Origin of the sequence: Paraglaciecola sp., from assembly GCF_051252315.1 — a bacterium.
Lineage (GTDB): Bacteria > Pseudomonadota > Gammaproteobacteria > Enterobacterales > Alteromonadaceae > Paraglaciecola.
The window spans coordinates 18,910-32,958 of sequence record NZ_JBPOFP010000050.1 but is presented as its reverse complement, the minus strand read 5'-3'; the positions used below and the strand labels follow the sequence as shown (position 1 = coordinate 32,958).

Here is a 14,049-nt window from a genome sequence, read left to right as displayed (position 1 = left end):
GATAAACAACACTAAATTAATAACTAAATAGAGCTGATTTTACGTATAGTCCCCCACATTAAACACCTTCGTAGAAATACGAAGGTAATTATTGTTAGACTCTAGCTAACTCAATCTAAAATAAACCGCTAACCATGCTTGTACAAACTCTCATTGCCATAGTCACAATTTTATTTTTGCTATCTCCCTTTGGCTCTATTGCAGAACAGACATCTAAAAGCTCTGAACAAATAATTAGTGGGACTTGGTATGATTTAAAGTCGGTGACAATGAGTGAAACCCGACGATACTCAGTGCACCTGCCCCCATCATATTCTGAAAAACAAGAAAAAAACTATCCGGTTCTATATGTATTAGACGGATACGAAACGAGAATGCGCGGTGTCGGGGGCATGATTGAGGCACTATCTTATTACGACTTAAGCCAGCAGATTCCTGAATTTATTATTGTCGCAATTCCAAATACAAACCGAACTCGCGATTTAATTCCAACTCAAAAAGATTTAATTTTCAAAGGTAAGGTTTTAGATAAACTTGCTGACAATAGCGGTGGTGCTGATATTTTTGCAACATTTATACGTCAAGAGCTATTTCCAAGAATTGAATCACAATTTCGCACATCAAAAAAACGAGGAATTCTGGGGATGTCTTTTGGCGGGCTATTTGCAGCTCACCTATTACTCACACAGCCAGACATGTTTAGTCATTACATTATTTCTGATGCCACATTTGTATGGGATGACAACTATTTAAACCGCACTTTATCCAAATCACATCAAATTTTGCTTGATAAAAAAATCAGTATATTTATTGGGCTAGCAAACAATGACCACCTAGGAGAATTAGGAATTACCAACCGTCAGTGGGGAAATGATTTCATTACCTCACTCAAATCAATAGACAATAAAGAATTAGTAGTAAAATCGAGATATTTTCCAGAAGAACAACACGGAACAGTTATGTTTTTAGCCTTCTATTACGGCTTGATTGATTTATTCAAAAACACCAAATAACTAGAATAAGAACTAAATTAAGCCCTTAAATCCTGACACTTATACTCAACTCATCAAAACCTAAGCTCTTGGCTTGCCCGCGACTACAAATTCTCTGTTAAATTATTGGCTTGTCGGATGGCCAGATATGGACATCTGGACAAGGCAATCTTTTATAGCTGGGAGCGGCTTATTGCCGGTCTGACATAAAAGCCAGTTATTTAATGGATTAGGAATTTTTTTGTCGCGCGGCATTTTTTGTTTACTTTTTGCTGCTGTTGGTAAAAAGTAAATCGAGCCGCAGGACGCAGTTTGAGAAATAGCCAAGGATGGCGGTGAGCTAAGCGAATGCTCTGTAAACGTAGTGAATATCTTTTAAATAAATAAGCAAAGCGCATGCTTTAGGTGAGCTTGCGAATCAACCTCCCGAGCAGCGAATGCTCTATGTGCTTAGCACATAAATCAACGTTGAATCTCAACCAATATACTTTCCGAGTCACGTAGCCTTTTTATTTGGTCAAATAACTCTTGTGCTTCGGTATATTCACGGCTCAAGTATCCCAACCACTGCTTAACACGATTGGGGTAATACCGTCCTTTATCACCAAATAACTCATAGCCTGAATATTTAACCAACAAGTCTTTTACTTGCACCCAGGGCATGTGTCCTTCTTGCCCTCTTATGACCTTGGCTAGGTTAGGTAATGCCAATGCACCTCTGCCGATCATAATGTTGTCGCAATGAGATTGTTGTTGGCAATTGAGTGCATCTGCGGCATTCCATATCTCACCATTAGCAACAATCGGTATATCGACTTGTTGTTTAATTTTCGCGATCCAATTCCAGTAAGCTGGAGGTTTGTACCCATCGACTTTAGTTCGTGCATGAATAATTAAAGAGTCTGCACCGGCATCAGCGATAGCTTGCGCATTTTCGATAGCTAAAGAAGTATCATCAAAGCCTAAACGCATTTTGGCTGAAACTGGTTGCTCTTTAGGCACTGCATTTCGTACAGCTTTAACTATTTGATGAATAGTTTCAGGCTCACGCAATAAAATAGCCCCACCTTTACTCTTATTTACAGTTTTAGCTGGACAGCCAAAATTTAGATCGATTCCATGTGATCCCATTTCTATAGCTCGAACCGCATTTTCAGCCAACCAATTAGCATGTTGCCCTAATAGCTGTACTTTCACCGGCACACCACTTGGCGTTAAACCATCATTTTTAAGCTCTGGACATAAACGATAAAATACTTTCTTAGGCAGCAGTAATTCCACAACACGTACAAACTCTGTCACACACAGGTCAAATCCACCGACTTGGGTTAACATGTCGCGCATAAGGTGGTCTACTACCCCTTCCATAGGCGCTAAAGTAATTTGCATCTAAATTAAATACTCTTCAAAAATAAAGGCGGGATGGTAGCAAATCTAAAACCAAGGAACTATCTAAGGAGAAAAATAATTTTTATGTTCGGCTCGTCGTTTTTCACAGCTTGCTAGTATTAATTTTCTTTGTTGATTATCTGATTCAGCCCAAACAAGAATTTCATCCATCATTCGAAAGCATCCTACACACATATCTTTGTCATCTAGGCAACAATTACTGACACAAGGCGAAACTACTTGAGTTAACTCACTCATTTAACTTAACTACCCTATTTACATTTTTTAACTGTACGTTTATTCAAAAACATCGAATCACCGTAACTAAAAAATCGATACTTGTTTTCGATAGCCTGATCGTAAGCCTTAAAAATATTCTCTTTGCCACAAAATGCACTGACTAACATCAACAAGGTGGACTCAGACAAGTGAAAATTCGTAAACATGGCATCAACTATTTTAAATTCGTAACCAGGATAAATAAATATATCAGTATCTGAAAAGAATGGCTTGAGTTGAGAGTTTTCTTTAACAGCTTGTTGGGCCGCCGATTCAATAGAACGCACCGACGTAGTGCCCACCGCAATGACTCTTTTACCTGCGGCTTTAGTCGCTAAAATGGAATCTACTACCTGCTGCGAAACCTCTGCGTATTCTGAATGCATTTGATGCTCCAGAATATTGTCTACTCTAACCGGCTGAAACGTCCCTGCGCCTACATGTAAGGTAACAAATTCACTTTTTACGCCTTTATCTGCCAACTTTTGTAATATATTTTGATCGAAATGTAACCCTGCGGTAGGCGCTGCAACCGCTCCTGGTACTTGGTTATATACCGTTTGATAACGCTCTTTATCCGACGCTTCGTCGGGCCTATCAATGTATGGCGGTAAAGGCATATGCCCAAACTCTTCAAGTACAGCTAAAACTGGCTGATCGGATAAAAACTTGAGTTCAAATAAAGCATCATGACGACCTAACATTTCTACCTGAACTTTGTCTTCAAGCACAAGTTTAGTACCTACCTTGGGAGACTTACTCGATCTAACGTGTGCCAATATCCTATGCTCATCTAGAACACGTTCCACTAATACCTCAATTTTACCCCCTGATTCTTTTCGTCCCAATAAGCGAGCAGGTATGACTCGAGTATTATTGAATATAAGTAAGTCACCTTCATCTACAAGATCGAGCATGTCTACAAATTGTTTATGCTCAATAACACCACTATTGCCGTCTAGATGCATCAATCTGCTAGCCACCCTATTTTCAGTAGGGTATCGAGCAATTAAGGATTCAGGTAAATCAAAGTGAAAATCAGATAATTTCATACAGCTCTCATTCAAGGCTTTCAATTTCGGGGGCATTTTACGTATATTTATTAATACGTGCAATTCAGTTCTTATACCAAAGTAGTGTTGCGGAAAAAATCTACTCGCCTATGATTAATCCACAGTTAGATTATTGACGTTTTCTCCCAAAACTGTATTTTTGACCCGGAACATTAAATAATGTGTCCGGGTTTTTTTATTGTAACGATTTAACATTTGTTCGCTAAGCATTATAGGTCTAACGTGCTACCTAAATCGGCGAAGATATCAATAATATCGTCCCGTTCAATTCTACGCATATTCAACACATACATGATTTGTAACAACAAATCTGCTCCCATAATTCCCTTATTGACTTTATTTCTGAGATTATCAGCACTTTGATGAATACCAATTTGTGCTAAACGGTCGCTGAGGTCTTGATACTTTGTACCTCTTTTAGACATCTCAGCCTTTAACAAACGTTGCACTAATTGTCGCCAATCTGCAGAAAGAGTGGCATTGTTATCATTAGCTGTTTTATTATCGTTACTAGACATATTTTTAGATCGCCATTTTTACCAACAAACGTGAAGTATAATTTACATTTAAAACATATAAATATCAAATGTTGAAAAAATAAATTGACTTATTAATATAATACTGACTAAACTGTGCCACGTAATACAGATTAAGTGTTACATATTAGTCATTAGCCTTACAGGAGAGAAGCCATGACTTGGGATCTTAACCAACTTGAGACCCTATTAACTGACCATCAAGATTTAGTGGTCACACGTGAAGAAAGCTGTTTGTTAATCGCCAATACTGATGGTATTGACGCTTGGCTTGCAATTAGCGGCGAACAAATAATCGTTGAATCGTTATTATTTGCTAAGTCTGAAGTATCAGACTGCAACGCTTTAAACGACGAAATATTAAAAACCCACATGATTTTTCCACTGACCACAGTTGGAATATCTCAAGTAGCGGGTGAAGAATACTACACCGCTTTTGGTTCATTAAGTTCTCAGTCAAAAGCAGAAAGTGTAGTGATTGAATTAACAACACTATTTCAAAATGTCGAGGCATTTTTAGATGCTTATCAAGATCATTTGAAATAGTTATTTTGTAAGATTTAGGAGATAGAATATGTCAGTTTGGAGAAAATTAGTTACAGCCGTTAAAGGCGGAGCAACAGAAGCAGCGCAGTCTGTAGTGGATAGCCAGGCCATTCGTATTCTTGAGCAAGAAATTCGTGAAGCCAAAGATGAGCTACGCAAATCTGATCATGCTAGGACTCAAATATTAGCTAAGTGTAAACTTGCTCAACAAAAAGTGGACAACTTACAAGCATCAATTGAGCAATATGAAGCTCACGCGAGAAAAGCCATCGATACTGATCGCCAACTCGCTTTAGATTGTGCACAAAAAGTAAGTGACTTACGTGCAGAGCAAGATGCAGAGCAACAGTACCTTGACCAGTTCAAAACGTCAGAAAAGCAATTAGCTGGCAATATAAGCCAAGCTAAATCCAACCTTAAAAGGTTAGAGCAGCAGGTTGACATGGTAAAGGCCACTGAATCGGTACAAAAAGCGCAAGTAGCAGTGTCTTCGCGCCACCTAGGTGCAAATAGTAAGATGAAAACGGCTACTGAATCTTTGTCCCGAATTCAGGAGAAACAAAACTTACGCAATGCTGAATTACAAGCTGCGGAAGAATTAGCCACTGAGGAATCTAGCGATGACTTGTCAAAACGTTTGGCTGAAGCAGGTATCGCAGGTGGTAATACATCAGCAGACGATGAACTTAGCCGTATATTAGGCAAATAGCCTAGTTGTTTTCAAAAGGGGCATTTCTTGCCCCTTTTTAATGTAAGGTCCTAAACAAGGCGTTTGATGAATCAAAAATTTTCCAAATTAAGATCATTACTACAACGTGTATTTGCAGAAATGCGTTGGTACAGTATTTTGATCACGCTTGTTTTCTATGCTTCAAGTAGTTGGCTACTGTTACGCTGGGCTGGCGAAACAACCTTAGTCGAACATACTGATTTTATATATTGGTTAATGGTAACAGGCTCAACTGTGGGTTATGGTGATTTATCTCCTACAACCAGTGCAGGAAAATACTTAGTCGCATTTTATGTCATCCCTTTAGGCCTAAGTATATTTGCTTTGGTGTTAGGAAGAGTGGCTACTTGGGTGTCTAACCAATGGCAAAAAGGAGCAAGAGGTTTGAAAAGTTTAGATATAGAAGATCATATTTTAGTTTTAGGTTGGAATGGCCACCGTACCATTCGCCTACTAAATTTGTTAATTCGTGAACGAGCGTCAATAGAAGATGACCCAACCATAGTCCTGTGTGTTCGAGCCGATATCACCAACCCATTACCGGGTCAAATTGAATTCGTAAAAGTCGCTACCTTTAGCAATGACATAGATATGGATAGAGCCTGTGTTGAAAAAGCGCGGGTAGTATTAATGGATAACCCTGAAGATGACTTAACCATGACCACCGCTTTATATTGCAGTCAACGTAATCCTAAAGCTCAAATGGTCGCGTACTTTAACGACGAAAGTTTAGTTGGTCTATTACAAAAACACTGCCCGAATGTTGAATGTACACCTAGCGTTGCGGTAGAAATGTTGGCTAAATCCGCTTTCGATCCGGGTTCAAGTTTGTTGCACCATGATCTTTTAGATGTCTATGATGGCCAAGCGCAGTATTCAGTTTCTATTCCTTCAGATTTAACCCCCATTAAGGTCGAACGTATTTTTGAACACTTAAAGCGTCATTATCGCGCTACCTTAATCGGAATTTCTAAATCAGATAACAATCTTAATATTTTGGTTAACCCTGATTTAGATCTTATTTTGTATCCTGACGACAAGATATTTTACATTGCCGAAAAACGAATAATAGACATACGTTGGCATGAGTTTTTGGAAGCATAACAGGCTATTGAGGTAAAACATGTTTAGTAAATTATTTGGTAAAAAAGAGACTAACAATAAACCTAAAGCACCTGAAATTATGGGATTATATCTTGGTGGGTCGTTTGAACTCGACCCTCTAAAATTACGCTTAATTGAACCCGAACTCGTAATTGAAAAAGCTGCTAGCCAACACATTATCCAAGCGGTTGGTGAAGTTAATTTAGATACCGGCGGTAAAATTTTACGCTTTTATACTGACGACGATGCCTATCTGCAAGTTATCTTAGACGGTGGTGATACTCAAAACCATATTACAGACGTTAAGTTGTGGTATTTCTATGAGACTAAAACCATAGGTTCAGATATCCAATGGAAGCAAACAGTAGACTCAGGTATATCTACCCCGACTTATTCGCTAGAAGGTCATCAATATCAAAGAGTGTGGGATGCTGTAGGTGAAGAATCTCCACCTGTCGCTATGACCGAAAAAACCTATGAAGAAGATGGCGATATCAGCGAAACAGATCAGTTCGTCATGTTATACGAAAGAGCTATAAATGCAGAAGAGACAGAAACTGTACTCATAAGTGCAGAAGAAAAACTCATAAATAATAATTTTGATCGTTGCTTAGTTGTTAGTACTGGCTTTAATATTGGTCAAGCAGATATCACTATTAATGGTTAAAACTCACTTTATCCATTTATACACATAAGGAATTACAATGGACGCTATCCTAACTTCAATTGAAGGGTTAACTAACTTTGCACTGTACTTTGCAGTATCAATTGTATTGTTGTTTATATTTAAAATAATTTATGCCTTTGTGACACCGCATGACGAGTGGAAACTGGTTAAAGAAGATAAAAATCAAGCTGCAGCCGTTGGTTTTGGCGGAGCAATAATTGGATTTAGTATTGCGCTCGCAGGTGCGGTATCAAACTCAGAATCCCTTGTAGACTTTGTTGTATGGGGTGTTGTCGCAATCATTGCACAATCACTTGCCTTTGCTTTATTACGTTTTACATTTATGCCCAAAATTGCAGAAAGAATCGACCAAAACGAACTGTCCGCAGGTACTATTCTTGCTGCCATGTCTGTTGCAGTAGGTCTGCTTAACGCAGCTTGTATGAGCTACTAGGAGGAAGGTCTGATGCCAACCGATTTCAAGTTAAAAACGAGTAGTAAAAATACCAGCAGTAAACGTTCTCGCTCAATCAATATTGACAACATGCGTAAAGGTTTTAGTGTTAAACCTTTAGCTTTAGGTATTACAGCAATATTTTTATCTTCATGTGGTGACCAAGAACAAGCACAAGTTTTTACCAGTCCAGAAGACTGCATGAAATCAAATCCTGAGTCTGCTGCTCAATGTAAGCTTGCATACGAAGAAGCCCTTATCGAAGCAGAGCGAACTGGCCCTAAATATAATTCACAGCGAGATTGTGAAAGTGAATTTGGCAACAATCAATGTCATGCGGTAAATAACAGTTCTGGCTCATTTTTTATGCCATTTATGGCGGGTTACATGTTAAGTAACTTAATGTCTCCAAGGGGTTATCACTATCAGCCCATGTTTACCTCTTATTCACGGTATTCCCCATACAGACATAGATGGATAGGTGCGGATGGATATGACTTTGGTGATTACCGACGCCGTACAATGCGTGTAAGCGAAAAGTCATTTAAACCCAAACCTACTGTATCTAAAACCATGAAACGAGGTGGGTTTGGTAGCAGTGTAAGAGCTAAATCAAGTTGGGGAAGCAGCAGCAAAAAAGGTGGCTGGGGTGGTTAAACTCAGTTTGTTTTTTACTATTTTTTGTCTATGCAATGTTAAGAATTAAAATAGATGAACGCCCTAATTGGCAGCGCAAAGCTGCCGATTTTGGCTTTAAGTTTCACACTATGTATGGTGAGCCATACTGGGATGAAACAGCCTACTATCAATTCTCATTACAACAAATCGAACAAGACTTAGAAGATCCTACTGAAGAAATACATCAGATGTGTTTAGAAGTAGTCGATAAAGTTGTTCAATCTGAACAGTTATTAGAAAAATTTCAAATTCCTACAGACTTTTGGTCAGCCATTAGTGACTCTTGGAAACAAAAACAACCTAGCTTATATTCTCGTTTAGATTTTGCCTATCATGGCAAAGGGCCTGCCAAGCTTTACGAAAACAATGCTGATACCCCCACCTCTTTATACGAAAGTGGCTTTTGGCAGTGGTTATGGTTAGAAGAACAAGTTAACGCAGGTAAATTACCTAAACAGTCAGATCAATTTAATTCATTACAAGAAAAACTAGTCCACCGCTTAGCCGCAATTGCTAAATATTATAATGTGGATCAAATGCACTTTTCTTGCTGCCAAGATACCGAAGAAGATCGCGGTACTGTGCAATATTTACAAGACTGTGCCAAAGAATCAGGCCTATTAAGTGATTTTGTTTTTGTTGAAGACATTGGCCTAAGTGAGTGTGGCAGTTTTAGTGATTTGCAAGACAACCGAATCGAAACTTTGTTTAAACTTTATCCTTGGGAGTTTATGCAAAGAGAAGAATTTGGCCAAGCGATTCATGATGCGGACGTCAATTGGATAGAGCCTATTTGGAAATCGATATTGTCTAATAAAGCACTGATGCCAATGCTTTGGAAAATGTTTCCCAATCATCCCAACTTGTTAGCTGCTTATTTCGAAGATGAACTCGCAAAAGCGACTGAAACTAAACTAGTCAAAAAACCGATTTTCTCTCGCGAAGGAGCCAACGTCAGCATTATTGAAAAAGGAAAAACACTTATTCAAGGGCAAGGACCCTATGGTGAGGAAGGTTTTGTATACCAAGACTTTTATCCATTACCTCAGTTTGGCAATAATCACACCTTAATTGGCTCTTGGTTAGTCAACGATCAAGCAGCGGGTATATCATTGCGAGAAGACTCTTCACTGATTACACAAGACTCCAGCCAATTTTTGCCGCATATTTGTATTTAACCTGAGTTCAGATTATTTAATTAGACCTTTTTAACCTTAAGTCCAGTTATTTGAAGAAGAGTAGCTAATCTTTACCTTAAATTTAACTTTGAGCAGCCGATTTTTGTGTTTAAGTTCTGTTAAACTAGCGGCCTAATCAAGATTATAAGCGTTATTTATGGATTTAATTAAGTTAGTTTGTTGCATTATATTGTTTGGCTTTTCAACGGTTTCATATGCCGACATACAAGCAAAGGACTGTGTTTCATGCCATCAACAAGCGGTATCAGATTGGCAAAAGTCAGATCACGCCAAAGCGATGGATCAGGCGACCACAGATTCGGTACTCGGTGATTTTTCAGGAGTAACAGCCGAACACCATAGCCAAACTGCTAAATTTTATAAAAAAGATACTGACTTTCGGATTACCTTTACCGAAGGTGGCAAAACAACTGACTACAAAGTGACTTATACATTTGGCCACTACCCTTTGCAACAATATTTAATTGAAACAAAAGATAAACGTTTTCAGGTTTTTCCTTTCGCTTGGGATTCAAGACCTAAAGAACAAGAAGGTCAAAAGTGGTACCCCATCTATCCAGATGAAGACGTATTGCCTCAAGATAGATTACATTGGCAGCAGCCATTACAAAATTGGAACGGCATGTGTGCGGATTGTCACTCTGACGGATTAAAACGGAATTACACCAGTAATACCAATGACTTTGATACAAAGTGGGACAACATTAATGTAGGTTGTCAGTCATGTCATGGCGAAATGCCTGCTGAACACCCTCAATCTAAAGGTAAACAAGCCCTTAATTTAACCACCACAGAACAAAAACAACTAGGACATTGGTTACGTAAACCCGAAGAAAAAGTAGCTACTTGGCAAGGTGAAAAACGAGATAACAGTTTTATGGATGACTGTTTTGCCTGTCATGCATTGCGCACTCCTCTAACTGATGGCATTACACCTAAAACCCCGTTCTTAGATCAGTTTTCGCCGTCACTATTAAGTCAACCTATGTATCATGTTGACGGACAAATTAAAGAAGAGGTCTATGTCTACGGCTCCTTTTTACAAAGCAAGATGTTTCATGAAGGCGTAAATTGTTTAGATTGTCATAACCCCCACTCGATGAAGTTAAAAGTTGAAGGTAATGGGCTTTGTTTGCAATGCCATAGCGCCGAAACCTATCAACAAGAGAAACACCTAATTCATCCAGCAGATTCTACCGGCGGACAATGTGTAAGTTGCCACATGCCAGAAAAAACCTATATGGGCGTTGATGCGCGAAGAGATCATAGCTTTAGGATCCCTAGGCCCGAGTTAACTGAACAATTCGGTACACCTAACACCTGTAATGCTTGCCATGAGAATAAATCAGCGAAATGGGCGACAACGCAAGTCAAAGAACGATATGGTAATAACAACAAGCTCAGTCAAAATGAAAAGGCTTTAATTAGGTTACAACATCAATATCGACTGCCCGCTGACCAGCACTTCGCCATTATTAATGATAATAATATCAATGAAATTTATCGTGCAAGTGCCATCGCTTTGCTGCCAAATTCAGTCCAACAATTAACCGATGCACAAATAAAAAATTGGGTGAATTCGTCTGAGCCCTTAATTCGATTAGCCACAGCTCAGCTTGGTTTTTTAATTCCTTTACCTGAAAGAACTAAAAGTTTCATAAAACTGCTTAAAGATGAATATAAAGCCATTAGAGTTCAAGCGGCAAGTCATTTATTAGAGCTTGGAGTTGATAAGTCTGAAGCGTTAAAGAGTGCGTTTGAGGAATTAGTCACCTCTCATCAAGTTAGTACTTGGCGAGGTGAAGGCGGCCTAAATATGAGCATGTTGCAACTGAACATGCAACAATTGCAACCAGCTATAAACTCGCTACAACAAGCGATTAATGTTGATCCTTATTTTCCGGCTGCTTATGTCAACTTAGCCGATATCTATCGTCGCTCACAATCAGCAGAAAAAGAAAGAGAAATCTATCAACAAGGTATCAAAGCCAATCCTAAATCAGGAATGTTGTATTATAGCTTTGGTCTTCATCAGATACGCAGTGGTGCAAAACAAGATTCGTTGAAATCTTTTCAACAAGCCATCAAACTTGAGCCAGAAAACGGACAATATGCCTACGTCTATTTTATTGCTCTAGACAACCTGGGTAAAACGAAACAAGCCTTAGCTCAATTAAAAATGGTGATAAACAAATACCCTGCCCCCTACCAATTAGCACAGTTGGGCATGAGTTTTTCTCAGAAGCTTTCTGATAGAAACTCATATAATTTCTTTCAAAAGAAGATGTCCCAATAAAGATCAATCAAGCGGTAGACGCACTTCAGTTATACCGCTTTGATTTTTAATAACATCAATGACTTAGTGAAAAATAAAAAATGCTCTCCAAAGGAGTATTAAAATGGGCGAACCTGTCCGTAAAACCATCAGTAAGCTATACTTTAGTCTGGACTTCGCCATATTAACTAATAATCATCGAATTAAAATGCCATACTATTTTTAGAATAATTTTATTCAAATAGGTTAAAGACAAACATTTTTACCAAAAAAACTTAATTAAATTAACAAAACCCAAATAGCGAATAAGTATGCAATTAGATTTTATTGAATACATTTCAAGGGACTCTTCACAAGGATTTACTCAGACTCCGTATTTTTCAAAGGCGATAAAGTCTCTTTCAGACTTATTAAGTGCCTCGTTCATCATAGTAACCAAGGTTCAAGTAGATAGAAGTAATTACGAATACCATCTAAATAGCCATGTAAATCTATCCCAAGGCTCGGTAATTACTCAAGCTCACTCTTTGCTGAAGTTTGAAGAAGTACCCGAAACCTATCCAGATATCATCAAAAATAACGTTGAAGTAACTGCCTATCCACATAACTTAAAAAAAGATCTATTTCCAAATAACCCAGAAATTACACTACCTCTGGACGCCAAAGAAAAATTATTTGCCATTCCTTTTAGCATTGACGAAAAATTAGTGGGAACCATAATATATCAGGCTAATAAGTCCGCTAATTTCGAACAAAACTATCCTGCGGCTTATCAGTGTTTGAATAACGTATTTGTGAGAGAGGCACAAGAAAAACAATCTCAATTAAAAATTCATACATACCAAACAGTATTAGATTTAATGCCTCAAAGAGTATTTTGGAAAAATAGAAAATCCATATATCAAGGATGTAACCGAGCATTTTCTGACGACGCATCTTTATCCACACCATTAAACATAGACGGTTTAACAGATAACGAACTATTTCCCCTACATGCTGATCGTTATCGTGAGAGCGACACTGACACTATGATGACGAGTGAACATATTATCGGATTAGAAGAGCCTCAAACTCAAAAGAGTGGCAATACCATATGGCTAAGAAAATCCAAACGTCCCATCATCAACCAATTGAACATGGTTGTTGGGATAGTGGGTACTTATGATGACATTACTCAGTTAAAATCGGCTCAACAAGAATTACATGATGCTAAAGTTAAATTAGAAGATAGAGTAAAAGAAAGAACCCTAGAATTAACCGCCGCAAATTCAAAATTAGAAAGTGTTATCACACAGCTACAATCGACACAAAATCAATTAATTGAAAAAGAAAAGATGGCTGCTTTGGGTGCACTTGTCGCGGGAATATCCCACGAAATTAATACTCCATTAGGGATAGCGGTGACTGGAGCAAGTCATTTGGAATATATGTCCGACGCTCTTAAAGAAGCAATAAATTCTGGTAACTTAAGTAAATCCAAATTTATGGAAAGCTTTAGCCAAATTGGTGAGAATAGTAATTTAATTCTAAGGAACTTGGAAAGAGCACGAGAGTTAATTAGAAACTTTAAGATGATTGCTGTTGACCAATCAAATGACAAAAAAAGGGCCATCAAACTAAAAGAATATCTAAATGATGTCATTACGACAATGACCCCAAAAACCAAAAATAACAATGTTGAAGTATTACTTAGTGGGGACAAGGAGTTATCCATTTTAACCTACCCTGGATCCCTGTCACAAATTATCACTAACTTAATCGACAACTCAATTGAACATGCATTTTCACATTCAAGTGAAGGTAAAATTGAAATAGACTTTATCCATACTAAGTCTTCAATATCAATATCTTATCGGGATAATGGAGAGGGTATTAACGACGATATTCTGCCCAGGATATTTGATCCATTCTTTACATCTAAAAGAGGCAAAGGAGGATCAGGGTTAGGACTTAGTATTGTTTATAACCTAGTGACACAAAAACTGAATGGTAAGATAAGCTGTAAAAAACATTCCATTAAGGGTACCGAATTTTTAATCTCTATTCCTATATAATTTAGACGACCAACTAAGGTCGTCAATTAGATGTTAAATAGGCATTACTAGCACAACATCCTAAAGAACTTAA

The 14,049-nt window shown here is 38.0% G+C and carries 14 protein-coding genes; 10 read left to right on the top strand and 4 right to left on the bottom strand.

Annotation, left to right across the window (positions count from 1 at the left end):
• The first annotated feature begins 134 nt into the window (after positions 1-134).
• Positions 135-1,013, top strand: a complete 879-nt coding sequence (locus ACSHXM_RS11615) for an alpha/beta hydrolase (protein ID WP_435688934.1) — start codon at positions 135-137, stop codon at positions 1,011-1,013.
• Between the two features lie 441 nt (positions 1,014-1,454).
• Here ACSHXM_RS11615 and dusC read toward each other — a convergent pair whose 3' ends face one another.
• The 4 genes from dusC to ACSHXM_RS11595 form a co-directional block, all read right to left on the bottom strand.
• On the bottom strand, positions 1,455-2,381 hold the full coding sequence (dusC, locus tag ACSHXM_RS11610; RefSeq protein ID WP_435688933.1) for a tRNA dihydrouridine(16) synthase DusC: 927 nt from the start codon (positions 2,379-2,381) through the stop codon (positions 1,455-1,457).
• Positions 2,382-2,444: 63 nt separating this feature from the next.
• On the bottom strand, positions 2,445-2,639 hold the full coding sequence (locus ACSHXM_RS11605) for a DUF1289 domain-containing protein (RefSeq protein WP_435688932.1): 195 nt from the start codon (positions 2,637-2,639) through the stop codon (positions 2,445-2,447).
• A gap of 14 nt (positions 2,640-2,653) precedes the next feature.
• Entirely contained in the window at positions 2,654-3,712 is a 1,059-nt protein-coding gene (queA, locus tag ACSHXM_RS11600) for a tRNA preQ1(34) S-adenosylmethionine ribosyltransferase-isomerase QueA (protein WP_435688931.1), read from the bottom strand.
• Positions 3,713-3,942: 230 nt separating this feature from the next.
• Entirely contained in the window at positions 3,943-4,251 is a 309-nt protein-coding gene (locus ACSHXM_RS11595; protein WP_435688930.1) for a DUF6471 domain-containing protein, read from the bottom strand.
• A gap of 174 nt (positions 4,252-4,425) precedes the next feature.
• Here ACSHXM_RS11595 and ACSHXM_RS11590 point away from each other — a divergent pair, with 174 nt between their 5' ends.
• From ACSHXM_RS11590 to ACSHXM_RS11550, 9 genes are all read left to right on the top strand, one after another.
• Positions 4,426-4,815, top strand: coding sequence for a YjfI family protein (locus tag ACSHXM_RS11590; protein ID WP_435688929.1), 390 nt, complete (start codon positions 4,426-4,428; stop codon positions 4,813-4,815).
• Positions 4,816-4,843: 28 nt separating this feature from the next.
• Positions 4,844-5,524, top strand: coding sequence for a PspA/IM30 family protein (locus ACSHXM_RS11585; protein ID WP_435688928.1), 681 nt, complete (start codon positions 4,844-4,846; stop codon positions 5,522-5,524).
• Positions 5,525-5,590: 66 nt separating this feature from the next.
• On the top strand, positions 5,591-6,649 hold the full coding sequence (locus ACSHXM_RS11580) for an ion channel (protein ID WP_435688927.1): 1,059 nt from the start codon (positions 5,591-5,593) through the stop codon (positions 6,647-6,649).
• Between the two features lie 19 nt (positions 6,650-6,668).
• Complete coding sequence (locus tag ACSHXM_RS11575) at positions 6,669-7,316, top strand: YjfK family protein (RefSeq protein ID WP_435688926.1); 648 nt, start codon at positions 6,669-6,671, stop codon at positions 7,314-7,316.
• Between the two features lie 37 nt (positions 7,317-7,353).
• On the top strand, positions 7,354-7,770 hold the full coding sequence (locus ACSHXM_RS11570) for a DUF350 domain-containing protein (protein WP_435688925.1): 417 nt from the start codon (positions 7,354-7,356) through the stop codon (positions 7,768-7,770).
• Between the two features lie 12 nt (positions 7,771-7,782).
• A complete protein-coding gene (locus tag ACSHXM_RS11565; protein WP_435688924.1) occupies positions 7,783-8,427 on the top strand; it encodes a DUF1190 family protein in 645 nt (214 codons plus the stop codon).
• Between the two features lie 35 nt (positions 8,428-8,462).
• Positions 8,463-9,626 carry a glutathionylspermidine synthase family protein gene (locus ACSHXM_RS11560; RefSeq protein WP_435688923.1) on the top strand — a complete coding sequence of 388 codons (1,164 nt, stop codon included), beginning with the start codon at positions 8,463-8,465 and terminating at the stop codon, positions 9,624-9,626.
• Positions 9,627-9,783: 157 nt separating this feature from the next.
• On the top strand, positions 9,784-11,943 hold the full coding sequence (locus ACSHXM_RS11555; protein ID WP_435688922.1) for a multiheme c-type cytochrome: 2,160 nt from the start codon (positions 9,784-9,786) through the stop codon (positions 11,941-11,943).
• Positions 11,944-12,233: 290 nt separating this feature from the next.
• Entirely contained in the window at positions 12,234-13,976 is a 1,743-nt protein-coding gene (locus ACSHXM_RS11550) for an ATP-binding protein (RefSeq protein WP_435688921.1), read from the top strand.
• Positions 13,977-14,049 lie beyond the last annotated feature (73 nt).